The 15,957-nt window shown below is 56.2% G+C and carries 16 protein-coding genes and 4 tRNA genes; 9 read left to right on the top strand and 11 right to left on the bottom strand.

The features are described 5' to 3' along the window. Positions 1-20 precede the first annotated feature (20 nt). The gene (locus ACLBW8_RS00340) at positions 21-794 is read left to right on the top strand and encodes a hypothetical protein (RefSeq protein WP_447804289.1); all 774 of its coding nucleotides are present in this window, start codon (positions 21-23) and stop codon (positions 792-794) included. A gap of 91 nt (positions 795-885) precedes the next feature. Here the strand turns inward: ACLBW8_RS00340 and cheR are convergent, their stop codons facing one another. After that, positions 886-1,713: a protein-glutamate O-methyltransferase CheR gene (cheR, locus tag ACLBW8_RS00335; protein WP_064453777.1), complete on the bottom strand. Its 828-nt coding sequence runs from the start codon at positions 1,711-1,713 to the stop codon at positions 886-888. 44 nt (positions 1,714-1,757) lie between these two features. After that, positions 1,758-2,690 (bottom strand): chemotaxis protein CheV, encoded by a 933-nt coding sequence (locus ACLBW8_RS00330; protein ID WP_064453778.1) that lies wholly within the window; start codon positions 2,688-2,690, stop codon positions 1,758-1,760. A gap of 91 nt (positions 2,691-2,781) precedes the next feature. Between ACLBW8_RS00330 and flgA the strand changes: the two genes are divergently transcribed. From flgA to ACLBW8_RS00310, 4 genes are all read left to right on the top strand, one after another. Continuing rightward, entirely contained in the window at positions 2,782-3,546 is a 765-nt protein-coding gene (flgA, locus tag ACLBW8_RS00325) for a flagellar basal body P-ring formation chaperone FlgA (protein ID WP_262666061.1), read from the top strand. A 143-nt stretch (positions 3,547-3,689) separates the two neighbouring features. After that, positions 3,690-4,013 (top strand): flagellar biosynthesis anti-sigma factor FlgM, encoded by a 324-nt coding sequence (flgM, locus tag ACLBW8_RS00320; RefSeq protein WP_128588425.1) that lies wholly within the window; start codon positions 3,690-3,692, stop codon positions 4,011-4,013. A 48-nt stretch (positions 4,014-4,061) separates the two neighbouring features. Further along, complete coding sequence (locus ACLBW8_RS00315; protein ID WP_071483206.1) at positions 4,062-4,532, top strand: flagella synthesis protein FlgN; 471 nt, start codon at positions 4,062-4,064, stop codon at positions 4,530-4,532. A 96-nt stretch (positions 4,533-4,628) separates the two neighbouring features. Beyond that, positions 4,629-5,378, top strand: coding sequence for a flagellar brake protein (locus tag ACLBW8_RS00310; RefSeq protein ID WP_064453782.1), 750 nt, complete (start codon positions 4,629-4,631; stop codon positions 5,376-5,378). Between the two features lie 60 nt (positions 5,379-5,438). On the opposite strand, the gene ACLBW8_RS00305 is transcribed toward ACLBW8_RS00310, so the two are convergent. Then, positions 5,439-6,824 (bottom strand): MFS transporter, encoded by a 1,386-nt coding sequence (locus ACLBW8_RS00305; protein ID WP_064453783.1) that lies wholly within the window; start codon positions 6,822-6,824, stop codon positions 5,439-5,441. A gap of 1,649 nt (positions 6,825-8,473) precedes the next feature. On the opposite strand from ACLBW8_RS00305, the gene ACLBW8_RS00300 reads away from it, so the two are divergent. Beyond that, positions 8,474-9,091: a recombinase family protein gene (locus ACLBW8_RS00300; RefSeq protein ID WP_447804288.1), complete on the top strand. Its 618-nt coding sequence runs from the start codon at positions 8,474-8,476 to the stop codon at positions 9,089-9,091. Here the strand turns inward: ACLBW8_RS00300 and ACLBW8_RS00295 are convergent, their stop codons facing one another. Further along, complete coding sequence (locus ACLBW8_RS00295) at positions 9,092-10,099, bottom strand: hypothetical protein (protein WP_447804287.1); 1,008 nt, start codon at positions 10,097-10,099, stop codon at positions 9,092-9,094. Between the two features lie 253 nt (positions 10,100-10,352). Continuing rightward, positions 10,353-10,429 (bottom strand) — tRNA-Arg (locus ACLBW8_RS00290). Between the two features lie 327 nt (positions 10,430-10,756). Between ACLBW8_RS00290 and ACLBW8_RS00285 the strand changes: the two genes are divergently transcribed. The 3 genes from ACLBW8_RS00285 (at position 10,757) to ACLBW8_RS00275 (ending at position 11,895) form a co-directional block, all read left to right on the top strand. Beyond that, positions 10,757-10,984: a hypothetical protein gene (locus tag ACLBW8_RS00285; protein WP_407017268.1), complete on the top strand. Its 228-nt coding sequence runs from the start codon at positions 10,757-10,759 to the stop codon at positions 10,982-10,984. Positions 10,985-10,995: 11 nt separating this feature from the next. Further along, positions 10,996-11,175, top strand: coding sequence for a PA3371 family protein (locus ACLBW8_RS00280; protein WP_447804286.1), 180 nt, complete (start codon positions 10,996-10,998; stop codon positions 11,173-11,175). Positions 11,176-11,568: 393 nt separating this feature from the next. Further along, on the top strand, positions 11,569-11,895 hold the full coding sequence (locus ACLBW8_RS00275; protein WP_003193592.1) for an Arc family DNA-binding protein: 327 nt from the start codon (positions 11,569-11,571) through the stop codon (positions 11,893-11,895). A 115-nt stretch (positions 11,896-12,010) separates the two neighbouring features. Here the strand turns inward: ACLBW8_RS00275 and mgtE are convergent, their stop codons facing one another. From mgtE to ACLBW8_RS00245, 6 genes are all read right to left on the bottom strand, one after another. Further along, the gene (gene mgtE / locus ACLBW8_RS00270; RefSeq protein WP_064453786.1) at positions 12,011-13,453 is read right to left on the bottom strand and encodes a magnesium transporter; all 1,443 of its coding nucleotides are present in this window, start codon (positions 13,451-13,453) and stop codon (positions 12,011-12,013) included. A 348-nt stretch (positions 13,454-13,801) separates the two neighbouring features. Beyond that, positions 13,802-13,878 (bottom strand) — tRNA-Arg (locus ACLBW8_RS00265). A gap of 72 nt (positions 13,879-13,950) precedes the next feature. After that, positions 13,951-14,027: transfer RNA gene (locus ACLBW8_RS00260), tRNA-Arg, on the bottom strand. 108 nt (positions 14,028-14,135) lie between these two features. After that, positions 14,136-14,226 (bottom strand) — tRNA-Ser (locus ACLBW8_RS00255). A gap of 62 nt (positions 14,227-14,288) precedes the next feature. Next, positions 14,289-14,477 (bottom strand): carbon storage regulator CsrA, encoded by a 189-nt coding sequence (gene csrA / locus ACLBW8_RS00250; RefSeq protein ID WP_003175645.1) that lies wholly within the window; start codon positions 14,475-14,477, stop codon positions 14,289-14,291. Positions 14,478-14,651: 174 nt separating this feature from the next. Then, entirely contained in the window at positions 14,652-15,893 is a 1,242-nt protein-coding gene (locus tag ACLBW8_RS00245; RefSeq protein WP_064453787.1) for an aspartate kinase, read from the bottom strand. Between the last annotated feature and the right edge of the window lie 64 nt (positions 15,894-15,957).

The following is a 15,957-nucleotide window of genomic DNA, read 5'->3' as shown; positions in this document are numbered from 1 at the left end:
CAAGGCAGAGGCTCACAACGATGAACGTACCGCCGCTCGGTTTCTCACTGCAAGATTCCGCACAGCCGATTCCAAACCTGAATACCAACCTGCTGGTTGGCAACTGCGCAGAAGTCAGCTGTAATTTCCCCCTGCTGCCCATGGACTTTGTAAATATAAACATGATCAGCAGCATCCTGGGCGGCGACCATAACCAAAGCTTTTCAATTGGCCAAGCCTCACCCTCTCTCACTGCCCTGATACCCCGAGACCGTGTTGAAGCCAATGAGGGCAACAGCGTGCGACTACGGCTGACCATCAGGCGTAACGGGGTCTCCACACCTGCAAATGACGCGACCGTGACCATCAACCGTCGCCCGGTTGTCACGCCGACGCCAGATACAGTCTGGGATTTCAACGACGGCACGCTCCAGGGCTGGGTGCCTCAAGGGAGCTACGTGGGATTACTACGTGTTATCAATAATGAAGTGGTCGCAAACTTGCCCAACAGTGTGCCGGGTGCCTCCCACATCATTACCCGCTCAGTGCCGGTGATCGCAGGGCGCACCTATAATTGCAGCTTCAACGCCCGAACAGACTTGCCCGCTGCCGACGGCTCACGCTTGTATATGACGATGAATGGCAAATCGATCGGCCGCGCGGCACCGCTCCTGCCAGGCTTCACGCTATTAGAAAGCGGGACGTTCATCGCGCCGATTACAGGCAGCGTGCATCTGGGTATTTTCAACGAAGCGGTACCCAGGGGTATTCATCAATTGGCCTTGGACACTATCAGCATCACGCTCATGCCCTGACTAAGGCCAACGAAGTAGCACCGATACGTTGCGCCAATAAAAAACGGGAGGCCTTTTTCGGGCCTCCCGTTTTTTATTGCTTAGACGCCAATCACTTGGCCTGGTAAATGATGCCGGGACTGCACTGCACCATCTGGTAATGATCCGGCAGGCCGTTCAACGCCTCCGACGCACCGAGGAACAGGTAACCGCCGCGCTTGAGCGTGCCGTGAATACGCAGCAGGATGTCCTTCTTCACCTCGGCCGAAAAGTAGATCAGCACGTTGCGGCAAAACACCATGTCGAACTTGCCCAGGCTGGCATAACTATCGAGCAAGTTGAACGAACGAAACTCCACCCGGCTCTTGATCGGCGCCTTGACCGCCCAACGCCCGGCCCCTTTCGGGTCGAAGTGACGTTGCAGGCGCTCCGGGGACAAACCACGGCCCAGGGCCAGGCTGTCGTACTCGCCAGTCTTGCAATTGGTGAGCATGGTGCCGGACAAATCCGTGGCCACAATTTGCGCACCGGCCTTTAACTGCCCCATGTTAGTCCGCTCGAACTCGTCGATGGACATCGAAATCGAATACGGTTCCTGCCCCGAAGAGCAGGCGGCCGACCAGATACGCAGTCGCTGGCCCGGGCTGGCCTTGATGGCCTCCGGCAGCACCTTGTTCTTGAGCACTTCGAAGGGGTAGGTGTCGCGAAACCATAAGGTTTCGTTGGTGGTCATGGCATCGACCACCATTTCCTTGAGCCCACTGCGCGGTTGACCCTGAATGCGCTGAACCAACTCACCCAGGGACTTGATGCCCTGCTGCTCCATCAGTTTGTTGAGACGGCTGGATACCAGGTATTGCTTGTTTTCACCAAGCAATATGCCACAGGCTTTTTCCAGGAAGACCCGGAACTGTTCGAAATCTAAATTACCCGTAGACAAGGATACCGCCTCTTTAATCGTGTGACCGCCAGGGGGAACTCCCCCTAGCCGTGATCTGCTGCCTTGATCCGGTCGACTACCCGGGATGCCAGGTCATCAGGGCGGAATTTGGCCAAAAAGTCATCAGCACCGACCTTCTTGACCATCGCCTGATTGAATACACCCGACAATGAAGTATGCAGGATGATATGCAATTTTTGCATGCGTGGATCGTTACGTATCTCTGCCGTAAGGGTGTAACCGTCCATTTCCGGCATCTCGATGTCGGAAATCATCATCAAGAATTCTTCTTCCGGCTTCTTGCCCTCATCCACCAGCTTGCGCAGGTAATCCAGGGCTTGGCGACCATCGTTGAGCGCCACCACTTCCACACCGACGGTTTGCAGGCAGCGACTCACCTGTTTGCGCGCCACCGAGGAGTCATCCACCGTGAGCACACGCAGGGAAATCGCCTTGTGCGCGGTCTCGGCGTCCACTACACCCACCGAGATCGATTCCGAGGTAGGGGCCACTTCGGCCAGGATCTTCTCCACGTCGATGATTTCCACCAACTGGTTATCGACCCGCGTCACCGCCGTGAGGTAGTGATCGCGCCCGGTGCCCTTGGGTGGCGGATGGATCTCCTCCCAGTTCATGTTGACGATGCGCTCCACCGAGCGCACCAGGAAACCCTGGGTCTTGGTGTTGTACTCAGTGATGATCACGAACGGATTCTGGCGATCCTGCAGACCGGCGGAACTTGTGGCCAAGGCCAGGTCAAGAATGGGTATGGTCGCGCCACGAATGTTGGCCACGCCGCACACCACGGGGCTGGATTTGGGCATTATGGTGAGCTTGGGGCACTGCAGCACTTCCCGCACTTTAAACACATTGATGCCGTACAGCTGCTTGCCGTCAAGGCGAAAAAGCAACAACTCCAGGCGATTCTGCCCTACCAGCTGTGTGCGCTGGTTTACTGAATCCATTACTCCTGCCATGCCATGACTCCTACGCTAAAACCTGGGGCGATACCTACAGGGCAGCGCGTACCCAACACTAAACGGCACGAGCTTTGCTATTTATTGATTTATGAACCTTAAAACGCCAGTTTCCCGACGCCTTCGCCTCCCACGGTACCGCAGATTGCTCTGCGTCTCGATGGCACTGCTCGCCCTGGGCTCGGGCATCACGGCACGTGCAGATAACGTCACATTGCCTGATCTCCTTATCGGCGTCACTCAAGGCTTTCTTGAGTTCACTGTAGAAGATTATCTGACGACCACCCAGACACCTGGGCGTTATGAAATCCAGGTCAACCAGTTAGACCCGCGCCTGCGCATGCCAATGTGCGACAAGGAATTGACGGCCTCACTGGAAAGCCCCGCCCAGCCCATCGGCCGCGTGACGGTAAAGGTGCGCTGCGAGGGCGCATCGCCCTGGACCGTGTTCGTGCCGGCGCAGGTCAAACTGTTTCGCGATGTAGTGGTGGTCACGCGCCCGCTCAAGCGCACGGGTATCATCGGTTTTGAAGACGTCGCCCTGCGCGAGCGGGATATCAGCCTGATCAATCAGGGCTACCTCACCTCGCTGGATCAGGCCGTCGGGCAGAAACTTACCCGACCAATGGTCACCGACCAGGTCATCACACTGGTTCATCTGGAACAGGCTGAAGTGATTCGCAAGGGCGATCAGGTGGTGATTTCTGCCAGCAGTGGCGGGCTGACCGTCAAAATGCCGGGCGAGGCGCTGTCCAACGGCGGCATGAGCGAACAGATTAGAGTCAAGAACCTCAACTCCAACCGGGTGATAAAGGCGCAAGTGACCGCGCCTGGCCAAGTAGAGGTCGCGTTATAGATCACTGGTGTCAAACGCCAGCTTTTCCTACACTGTGCGTTGGATGTCGGCCTGTACAGGTTTATTGTCAAACGAACCTAAAGTTTGTCCGGGTATGGCCGAAAACATGGCAAGCGTCCAAATACCCAGAGGTTTTTTTTATCATGGTCATTGATTTCAGTCGTTTAAATAACACCCCGGCTTTGCCCGGCAATACGCGCACCAGCGGTGCCAAGGACAGCGTAGAAGCCAAGGCCCAGCCCGTGCCCGTCAAGGCAGAACAGGCCGGCGCCAGCCAGAGTGGGGAATCGGTACACCTGAGCAATGAGGCTCAACAGTTGCAGAAGGTCACTGACTCGCTGCGCGATCAACCGGTTGTCAATAAAGCCCGCGTGGCCGAATTGAAGCAGGCCGTCGCCGATGGCAGCTATAAAGTCGACAGCAACCGTGTAGCCAGCAAGCTGCTTAACTTCGAAGCCGAGCGCTAGGCAAAGGCCTGCGCAGGGCTTTTGGACGCTTAAAACCCAAGGCCAGCCATGCACCACGACGAACATTTGCTTCAACTGATCATTGATGATCTGGCGCCGACGCAACATTTGCTCGAGCTGCTCAAAGAAGAATCCCTGGCCCTGTATGGTCGGGATATGCGCTTGCTGGAAGAAATTCTGGCGCGCAAGCAGTCGCTGATTGTGCTGCTGGAGCAGCATGGCAAGAAGCGCAGCGAAATTCTGATCAGCCTCGGCCTGCCGGCTGATCACGACGGCCTCGCACAGCTCGCCAGCCATTCTTCGGTCGGCGATCAGTTGCTGGCGCAGAGCACCGCACTCAATCAATTACTCGCCCAGTGCCAGGAAGCCAACCTGCTCAATGGCCAGTCGATCCAGCTTCAGCAAGCTACGACCGCCAACCAGCTGCGTATACTTCACGGCGGAGAGCCTCCGGCGCTGTACAACGCCCAAGGTTCCACTTCGCGGCTGGTCAAGCCAAGCACCCGCAGCCAAGCCTGACGCCGGTTTACAGCGCGCCCTATCCAAGGCGCGCAACATACTGGCAAAATGCCGGTTCTTGCGTGTAGTCGTACTTTGTCTGGAGATGGAAGAACCGTGTTCAACGCCCTTAACGCGGAAGATGCTCCGCAGCCACCCAAGGTGCTCACCACGCCTCTGGAAATCGCCAGCACGTTGCGGATGCTGCAAGAAAGTCATGATCCGCTGATCATCACCTTCCACGAACGCAGCCAGCGCTTCCAAAGCTACCTGGTGGACGTTGACCGGGACAGCAAGACGCTGGCCCTGGACGAAATGATCCCCCGCGACGGTGAACGCTATCTCGAGAATGGTGAACCCTTTCGTATCGAAGGCTTCCATGACGGTGTGCGGGTCGCTTGGGAAAGTAACGGCACGCTGACCATCAGCGAAAAAGACGGTCATCGCATCTACACCGGCAGCATGCCTGCCGAGGTGGTCTACCATCAGCGCCGCAATGCCTTCCGCGCCGCGTTGAAGCTGGCGCAATTGGTCAGCATCGAGTTGGGCGGCGAAAAGCTCAAGGCACCGATCAGCGGCAAGCTGCTGGATATATCCGCCACTGGCTGCAAGTTGCGCTTTGAAGGTGATATTTCCGAGCGCCTGCAACTGGGCCAGGTCTACGACCGTTTTATCGCCGCCCTGCCCTTCGGCAGCATGACCACTTCCGTCGAGCTGCGTTACCTGCACTTCGAAGACAAGATCAACACCACCTTCGCCGGTGTGCGTTTCCACAACATGAGCGGCCTGGTGCAGCGCCAGGTGGAACGTTTTGTGTACCAGCTGCAGCGCGAAGCGCGGCGGTTCGACAAGGACGACGATCTTTAAACCTTAAAGACCGCCGCAAAAAAACGGGCAGATCCTGATGGGATCTGCCCGTTTTTGCTATCAGGGGCGCGCCCTGCTCAAATCGTGGGGGTGGTCGTCCGGGCCCAGAGGCTCCGGTGGCCCTTCGAAAGCCGGCTCATCCACTGGCGGTTGCGGATCAGTTTCAGGCTCCGGGTCCGGGACGGCGTTCTGCATCTGCTCTTGCACCACCGCCTCGTCCACGCGTGGGTCCAGGCACGCGACCAGCGGCGAGCTGGACATGCTGTCGGGCATCGCCACGTGATGCAGTGGCGCATCGTCCACTTGATGCAGGTTGGTCACCGCTTTTGGCCGGATACGCCACACCAGAATCAACGCACACAGGCTGAAAAACGCATACAGCATGTGACTGCCAAACAGCTTCATGACCACACCGGCCAAGAGCGGCCCGATACTCGCACCGACCCCGTAAGTCACCAGCAACATGGCCGTCAGCGACACTCGGCGATCACCCTCCACATGGTCGTTGGAAAATGCTACCGCCAGCGGGTATAGGCAGAATTGCACCAGCGAACACAAGAACCCTGCCACGAACAGCACTTCCAAAGGCACGTGGGTCATCACGGCCAACGGCAACGCCGCCACCGCCAGGCACAAGGCAAAGCAGCGAATCAACAAAGCCCGGTCATAGCGGTCCGACAACCAGCCCAACGGCCACTGCACCAGCAGCCCGGCGAAAATACAGCTACCCATAAACAGACCGACCTGCTCGGTGGTCAGCCCCTGCTGGGAGGCATAGAGCGGCGCCAAACCGTAGAACGAACCCACGATCAAACCCGCGCCCAACACCGTACTGAGTGACTGCGGCACCCGCTTGATAAAGAAGCGCGGCTCCATCGGGGCAGGATGCAGAGGCGCCGGGTGAATCCGCCGAGTCATGGCCACCGGCACCAGGCACAACGCAAAGCACAGAGCGACCAGCATCAGCAATTCGAGACCGAGCTCGGGGTGCATCACCAGGATCAACTGACCCAACACCAACCCCAGGTAGGACGCGATCATATAGCCGCTGAACACCACGCCCCGCTGCTTGGCATCCGCCTGCTCATTGAGCCAGCTTTCGATGACCATGTACTGGCACATCATGCCCAGACCCACGATCATCCGCAGCACGATCCAGGCTGGCAGCCAGTTGATCAGGCCATGCCCCAACACCGCCGCGCCGACAATCCCGGCGCAGGTGGCATATGCACGGATGTGCCCGACCCGGGCTATCAGGCGATGCCCGATCTTGCCACCCAGCACCAGGCCAAAGTAGTTGGCGGCCATGAGCGCACCCACCCACAGGCTGTCGACATGGTCGGCCGCCAGGCGCAAGGCAAGATAAGTACTGAGCAGGCCGGACCCGATCAACATCATCAAGGAGGCGAAATAAAGGGCTCGAAAAGATTTCCAGATTTGGCGCATCGGCGTTCCGAGCGGCTCCTTGCAGTGAGGGACAGGGCTATCGGCATGATAGTCCGGTGTGACCAGGCCCGGACAGGCGATATAGGCTGTTTTCCGGGAATATTTTACTTAATAGCTCAGACGCTGCCTGGCCGGTTGCAAGGTACAAAGGTTGCGATAAATACCCACGCACCTGCTGTGAACGCTGATCACCGGCAAGGTTCGACCGGTGTTCGTCAAGCACGCACAAAAAAGCCCCGCCAGAGCAATCTGTACGGGGCTTTATGTGCGAGGCTTTTTATACGGGCCACGAATCTGGTGTCCCATGGCAGTCCAAATGAGCTTGCAAGGTGTCTAGAGAATCCGGGGCGATTCACACTGAGCGAGGCGGAAACGCCACACAGTGTGGAGAACAACAGACCGTGGGATGGTCAAAATCACCATACCTTTGCTGCAAGGCCCAGGATGGAGCCTCCTCCCCTCCCATCGAGACAGACCAAATGAGCCGACTCGGACCGCTTGGCCTGTCTCACCACGCACCTAGTACCACCTCAGACCAAAAACAACAAAATGGCCTTTAGCCATACCGTCTATAGCCAACAAATCTAATCACTAAATCGCGCATTCGTGAAAGGCGGCTAGCCTCGTAATCGAGTAGCGGTGGTTGAGATGTCGCTACTCGCTCTCCTACCAATGAGTAAAAGGAAATACCTCCCATGGACGGCTCCGCGATCGCAACGTCTCAGATCATGAGCGTTGTCCTGCGTTTTGCTTGGCGACCATGAGAAAACGGCTCAGAACTAATCTAGCGTGATGCGCAGATCCTGAAGCGCCGGGCTGGTGCTGAATCGTGCACCTATAGCAATGCTCATGCTGTCGTCATTTCGCCTTGGAAGAGGCGAGATATGACGATTAAGAAACACTAAAACTTACAAAAGGAAAGTATCGTGCCATATCTCGTTGAATTTCATAATAGAGGCGGATTCGCCGCGAACTTCAGAGTCGAATGGGACGGCGGCGAATGCCCTCCCAATAGAACTGAGATGATCACAGCCGGTGGCGTTGCGAAGGTCAACCTTCGTGAGCAAAATGTTCCCGAGGGTGCCTCTTGCTGGGCTAGGGCCTACGTTCAGGGCGGGCCAAATCACGACTCTGGCGACAATTTTACCTACAGAAGCGCCGATACTTCTGTCGCCTCTTACTCAATAACCGGCGGCACACTAAATCCGTCTTTCGACCTGGACATCAACGACTGAGCACCAAGCCCCGCCACTTTATGTGACGGGGCATTTTGCACACATTCCCTCCCTCGCAGATAAAGTCAGTCTGGCCTAACAGCAGGCTGGAACAGGTGTTGTGATGACAGCAACACTCAATAGAACTGACGAGGATTGCTCGGTAGTTCCGCCGCGGAACCAAATATCCGTGCCACGTTTTCAAATCTCGCAAAACGTGGCGCGGAGACCTGACATACCGAAACGGTAGGTCAGCCCTCCCCGCTCCACCCTCAATCTGAGATCAGACTTAGCCGAAAGCCCGGCTTCGTATCACTTTGCCTATGCCTATCCAGATACAGGCTAATTTTGCCTTTTCCGTGCTTTTCGCTTGATAAGTATCACCCATAGTGCAACAGTATTAGTAGAACGCCCTAACTGATACAGGCACCCATCATGTTCATCCGCGCATACCTCCGAGCCTCCACCGAAGAGCAAGACGCCGGCCGCGCCCGCGCCTCGCTTGAGCAGTTCGCCAGTGACCATAACAAGGTCATCGCCAGCGTGTACCTGGAGAACGCCAGCGGCGCCACCGCCGACCGGCCTGAACTGCTGCGCGTGCTAAAGGATGCCCGCAAAGGTGACGTGTTGCTGGTGGAGTCGATAGACCGCCTCTCCCGCCTCCCAGTGGAGGACTGGCAGAAGCTCAAGGCCGCGATCGACTCTAAGGGTCTACGCATCGTAGCGTTGGACCTGCCGACCAGCCACCAAGGAATGCAGGACACTAAAGGCGACGAGTTCACCGGGCGGATGCTGGGGGCGATCAACTCAATGCTGGTGGAGATGATGGCAGCGATTGCCCGCAAAGATTACGAGCAACGACGCGAGCGCCAGGCGCAGGGAATAGAAAAGGCCAAGGCCGCTGGCAAGTACCAAGGGCGCCCGGTTGATGCAGATTTACACAAGCGAGTGAAAGAGCTATTGGAGGCCGGCCTGGGCATTCGTGCAACGGCCAGGCACGCCAATTGCTCCACCACTACAGTCCTTCGAATCAAAGCGATAGACGAAGAGTAATTACCTGGCCCTAGGGATCTCTTTCAACACTTTCCTCAGGTCAAATCCCCTTAGCCGACCTTCCTCAAGCAGTTCCGTGAATTGCTTGAGGAAGAAATGAGAGTCGGCTTCTGAAGGTTTTTCTGCACCTTTGAGAACTATTGGTAGCATCTTCTGAATCACATCCTTGCCGTGAGCAATTAGCCTCTCTTCGTTCCACTCGCTCATATATCTATGTGCCCGGTATTGCGCCTCTACGAATTCCTGCAACGACTGGGGGCCAGGGCGAGGATCTTGGTTGTGCTCAAAGTGAAGGCCAGACGTTGCACTCGTACTTTCAAAATTGTGACCTTGCGAGTGGGCCCAAGCCTGCAGAAAAAGCTGAATTTCTTGCTCAATTTTATGATGGCGATGAGCATTGAAGGGATTGCTTATAATGAAAGTCGGCAGGCGTGGCGATCCGCCGCCACCTTGTCTTAGCCGGTAGGTGGTCTGGATCAAAACTATAAAATCAATCTCCGAGAAGCGGCCCGGATCTTTACCATCACCGGTGAGCCGGGTGCTAAACCTGTCAGCGAGCCGGGCTGCAGGAATGCTTTCAACTGTGTCATTCAATATGAGCGCGATCCCAGGGGTGTCGGGATCAAGGCTAAGCAGCCTCTTGGAGGAGGCGATCTGTTGTTTGGCATTTCTAAGCACCCCCTCCACCATCCTGGTTGCGCTAGAGAAAATTTTGTTTAGGTGCTCTTGCCCTCCCGGCGTGTTCTTCATCGCGGTTTCAAGATCATAGTCACCGAAGATCAGAGGGAAATCGTCAGACTCCATCAGCGATTTAGCGCCATCCAAAATCTTATCTTTCGGATCGATCTTTAGGGTTTTGAGCTCGACAACAGCTTGTCTGTGGAAAAACAGATAATCGGCAATCTTGACGCCATCAGGCTGAAGAACATGACCGTCGAGAGGCGTCACATGGTCTTGGCTGTGGAGGAAGCTAATCATGCGCTCCTCGATATCCCGCACACTTTCCATTCGATACCTATCCATTGATAAACGGGTAAGTCAGACATTCTAGACGGTGCTAAGCCCACAGAGCCGCGGGAGGGAACGCCAGGCCAGAAATATATCGGCTGGTCTTTGTGTTTTCTCTGGAGAACCCAGATGGGATGCGGAATAGGGAAGCAGGCTGAGGGATTGATTGACCAAAACTTCGGCTGTTGCTGCCACCCTGCTGTCACGCCAACTTCAGCAGTCAGTCTAAAAAGCGCGGAAGCATTGAATTATATGGTGTCCCAGGGCCGGTTCGAACGGCCAACCTTCCCCTTAGGAGGGGGATGCTCTATCCAATTGAGCTACTGGGACAAATGACAGCCATCCGGCCTACGGCGCAGCGACGGACGGCGTGCATGTTAACGGCCGAGGTGGGTTTTGTCATGTCGTCCGTAGGCTTTTTGAGTGTAGGCCGATCCTTGTTCGCAGAATGCCTGCTTCGCCCCGTAACCACGGGCACCTGGGCACCATCGTGCAAAATGCACTCCCCCAAAATGCCATCATTGCAAATTGCAACCTATCGACCCTTTGAAGTAGACTCAAGCCATTGATTTTATTGAAATAATACATTGGCACGAGACCTGCAATACTTCTCCTACAAGACCCATTCAGCCACGGCGTTAAGCGGAGAACATGACCATGAACAGTGCCCTTCTGTTAGCCCTCAACACCATAGCCCTGGCTGCGCTGGTGATGTTCCACTTTCAGTCGACTGGCAGCAACGATCCGGCCCAGATCAGCCAGGCAGTGCCGCACCATCTGCAACAGCGCCCACAACTGGCGGTGATGACGCCCAACGCGCAATCGCCGGTACGCCTGACCCAAGGCACCCAGGCCGCCCCCGCATCTGAACATTGGGTATTCTGAGGAAACCGCTCGTGACCAAATCCGCCTGGCTATTTTTATGCCTGACCATCGCCGCCGGCATCCTGGGCCTGGGTACCCGCTCGCAAGATGGACAAACGACCGCGTATGTTGCCGCTGGCGTGTTTGCCAGCCTGCTCCTGCTGACGCTCATCGTGGGCCGCAGAATCAAATTCGACCCGATTTTACGCTGACCCCGCCTGCGCCCCACCTCTCCCGACCTTATGTCGCCCCATCCTAGTAAATTAGCAAATTGCCACTAGTCTTAAAGGTAAGGGCAAAATGCCACTTTGCGATAGGATGTGCGGCCTCAACCCCTGAGCAGACTTGGACTTACGGGAAGTTCCGTTGAGGAATCGCTCGTCGAAAAGTTTTCCAACCAGTCCGCAAAAATGCAAATGAGTGCTGGCATTACGCCTTTAGGCAGTTCAATATTTGTCACAGAATTGACGCCAAGGAACTGTCAAATCTGAGGCATGATGCGATCTCTTTGCAATTCGGGTTGAACTTTGGTCGTGAGCCTTGTCATAACACTCATCTTGCGGCCAATTCCAAAAACCGCTCCCCTGAACTAACCGGTTAAATATATGCGCCCATTGAAACAGGCAATTTATTCCAGCCGTACGGCTGACAAGTTCGTCGTACGTCTGCCAGACGGAATGCGGGAACGCATTGCCGAGGTGGCTCGCAATCATCACCGCAGCATGAACTCCGAAATCATCGCGCGCCTGGAACAGAGCCTTATTCAGGAAGGTGCGTTGGGCGAAGAGTTGAGCATGCGCCTGGACAGCCCAGAGCTGTCACTGCACGAACGCGAACTGCTGCAGCGTTTTCGTCAGCTCTCCCACCGCCAGCAAAATGCTCTCGTCTCGCTTATCGCGCACGACGTTGAGGCGGCCGCAGAAGCCAATTAATCTGCAGTTGAAAGCCGAAGCCAGCCATGTGCTGGCTTTTTTTGCCTGCGATTTGGGAAAGGAACGTCAGGAAGAGCAAGCAAAGCGGGAGCAGATCTGCTCCCGCTGGAATGGATCAGAGCAGGAAGATCGTCGCCAACCCCAGGAAGATGAAAAACCCACCACTGTCGGTCATGGCCGTAATCATCACACTCGCACCCATGGCCGGGTCGCGCCCGAGGCGGGCCAGTGTCATGGGGATCAGCACCCCCATCAGCGCAGCCAGCAGCAGGTTGAGGGTCATGGCGGCCGTCATCACGACGCCCAGCGACCAACTGCCATACAGCAAGTAGGCCACCACGCCGATCACGCCGCCCCACACCAAGCCGTTAATCAGCCCCACTACCAACTCTTTGCGCAGCAAGCGCGAGGAATTGGCCGTACTCACCTGGTCCAGTGCCATCGCGCGCACGATCATGGTGATGGTCTGATTACCGGAGTTGCCGCCAATACCGGCCACAATCGGCATCAGCGCCGCCAGGGCCACCAGCTTCTCGATAGAGCCTTCAAACAGCCCGATCACGCGCGAGGCGATGAAGGCCGTGATCAGGTTGATCGCCAGCCAGGCCCAACGGTTATGCAGGGAACGCCAGACCGATGCAAAAATATCTTCCTCTTCACGCAAACCCGCCATGTTGAGGACTTCGGTTTCACTCTCTTCACGAATCAGGTCGACCATTTCATCGATGGTCAAACGGCCTATCAGCTTACCGTTCTTGTCGACCACTGGGGCGGAGATCAAGTCATAGCGCTCAAACGCCTGCGCGGCCTCGTAGGCATCTTCATCCGGGTGAAAACTCACCGTATCGCTGGCCATCAAATCCGCAACTTTCTTCTCGGGATCATTCACCAGCAGGCGCTTGATCGGCAGCACGCCCTTGAGAATACCTTCGTAGTCGACCACAAATAATTTGTCAGTATGGCCGGGCAGCTCTTTGAGGCGGCGCAGATAACGCAGCACCACTTCCAGACTGACGTCTTCGCGGATGGTGACCATCTCGAAGTCCATCAGCGCACCGACCTGGTCCTCGTCATAGGACAGCGCAGAGCGCACGCGCTCACGCTGCTGACTGTCGAGGGCCTCCATCAGCTCATGGACGACATCACGAGGCAGCTCAGGGGCCAGGTCAGCCAGTTCGTCGGCGTCCATCTCCCTGGCGGCGGCCAGGAGCTCATGATCGTCCATGTCGGCGATCAGGGTTTCACGGACCGAGTCGGATACTTCGAGGAGGATGTCGCCGTCACGGTCAGCCTTGACCAACTGCCAGAGGGTCAGTCGATCGCCCAGTGGCAACGCTTCAAGGATATAGGCGACGTCGGCAGAGTGCAGGTCATCGAGCTTGCGTTGCAGCTCGACGAGGTTTTGCCGGTGAACCAGGTTTTCAACGCGGTCGTGGTGCGGACCTTCCTGGCGGTGCGTGAGGTCTTCGACCACGCGCTGACGCTGCAGCAGCTCGATGACTTGAGCCAGGCGATCCTGCAGGCTGTCTTGTGTTTTCTTTACTTCTACTTCGGTCATAGGCGAACTCCACTCCCAGCAGCGGGGCACGCCGGAAGGATCAATCAGTCAATTCATGATTGGTAAAGCGGGGTACTGAGTAACTACTGGGTAAGTCCATGGAGGTATTCCACAAGCCCCGGCGGGGCTGACGGGCGCAATGATACACGCTGCGTGTGCCTTAACGCTAAAAAACTGGAAAGAACAAGCGCTTGCGAGCCAAAACTGAACATCGGCCGCACTTATGAACTGCGACGACACAGCGCGAAGGGAAAACACATGGGACGCAAGAAAAGATGAAGCCCAGGATCAATCCTACACAAACCCCAGACGGCAAAAAGCCCGCACTAGGCGGGCTTTTTGTTTGTATGGTGCACTCGACAGGATTCGAACCTGTGACCGCTCGGTTCGTAGCCGAGTACTCTATCCAGCTGAGCTACGAGTGCAGATTGTGTTTTTAGACCAGATCACAACTGGTTGAAGCCGAATCACCTGCATTACTGCAACTGACTCTTAAATGGTGCACTCGACAGGATTCGAACCTGTGACCGCTCGGTTCGTAGCCGAGTACTCTATCCAGCTGAGCTACGAGTGCATTTGTTGCCGCGCATTATAGGCCGTTCAATCTCTATGTAAAGCTATTTTTTCGAGTAATTTCAATAACTTACCGAAAAAACCAGATTGCAACGTACTAAGCAAATAATGGCGGAGAACGGGGGATTCGAACCCCCGACACCCTTTTGAGGTGTACTCCCTTAGCAGGGGAGCGCCTTCGGCCACTCGGCCAGCTCTCCGCAACACGGGGCGTATATTAACCACGTTCATCCCCGTTTGCAAACATAAAAAACGATAAAAATTAAAGGCTTGGTTCTTCGTCCTTCTCTTTCTTGATCCGCAGGTAGATTTCCTCGCGGTGGACAGCTACCTCTTTCGGGGCGTTAACCCCGATACGTACTTGATTGCCTTTGACGCCGAGCACGGTCACGGTGATTTCGCCATCACCGATAATCAGGCTTTCTGCGCACCGACGAGTCAGAATCAGCATACCTTTCTCCTCACGCATTTCAGTTCAGGAACAACAGTCTGCAAAAAAAAGGCGTTCGACCTACAGCCTGATGGCCATAGCCCTAACGGCCTAAGTATCGTCGAGCGCACGCAAAAGACCATGCGCCCCACAAAAAATGAAAGGCGCGGTAAACCGCGCCTTCCTGGCATCGCATCACTCGCCCGGTCGGGCCGGAGCGTCCAGCTCAAAAGCGGTATGCAGCGCGCGCACAGCCAGCTCCAGGTACTTCTCTTCGATCACCACCGAGACTTTGATTTCCGAAGTGGAGATCATCTGGATGTTGATACTTTCCTTGGCCAGGGCACCGAACATACGGCTGGCAACACCGGCATGGGAACGCATGCCCACACCCACGATCGACACCTTGGCAATCTTGATATCCCCGATCACTTCACGGGCGCCAATCTGGCTCGCGGTGTGCTCCAGGATCTTGTGAGCCGCATCGTACTCGTTGCGGTGCACGGTGAAGGTGAAATCGGTGGTGTTATCGTGCGAAACGTTCTGCACGATCATGTCGACTTCAACATTCGCGTCGCTGATAGGCCCGAGAATCTTGAAGGCCACGCCCGGGGTGTCTGGCACGCCACGGATCGTCAGCTTGGCTTCATCGCGATTGAAAGCGATGCCGGAAATGATCGGCTGTTCCATGGATTCCTCTTCATCAATAGTAATGAGGGTGCCCGGACCCTCTTTGAAGCTGTGCAATACGCGCAGCGGAACGTTGTACTTGCCGGCGAATTCCACCGCGCGGATCTGCAACACCTTGGAACCGAGGCTGGCCATTTCCAGCATCTCTTCAAAGGTGATCTTGTCCAGACGCTGGGCCACGGACACCACACGCGGGTCGGTGGTGTACACGCCGTCCACATCGGTATAGATCTGGCACTCATCAGCCTTGAGGGCTGCTGCCAGCGCCACGCCGGTAGTGTCCGAACCGCCACGACCGAGGGTGGTGATGTTGCCCTGCTCATCCACACCCTGGAAGCCAGCTACAACTACCACGCGCCCGGCTTTCAGATCTGTGCGGATTTTCTGATCATCAATCTGCAGGATGCGCGCCTTGGTATGCGCGCTGTCGGTGAGGATGCGTACCTGGCTGCCAGTGTAGGACACCGCCGGCACACCACGCTTGTTCAGCGCCATGGCCAGCAACGCGATGGTCACCTGCTCACCGGTGGACACGATCACATCCAACTCACGCGGCAGTGGCTGTTGATCACCACTGATTGCCTTGGCCAGTTCGATCAGGCGATTGGTCTCGCCGCTCATGGCCGACAGCACCACCACCAGGTCGTCGCCGGCATCGCGGAATTTCTTAACCTTGTCGGCGACCTGCTCGATTCTTTCGACAGAGCCGACCGAGGTGCCTCCAAATTTCTGTACGATCAAAGCCATTTCTAAGCCGCCTCAGCCCGTAAAGGGGCGCCCAATAAACAAATCGTCCAGCACCTAAGCAAGC

The organism is Pseudomonas sp. M5A4_2d, assembly GCF_053345295.1.
Note: the sequence above shows the minus strand (reverse complement) of the source record. Positions and strands in the feature narration are given on the sequence as shown.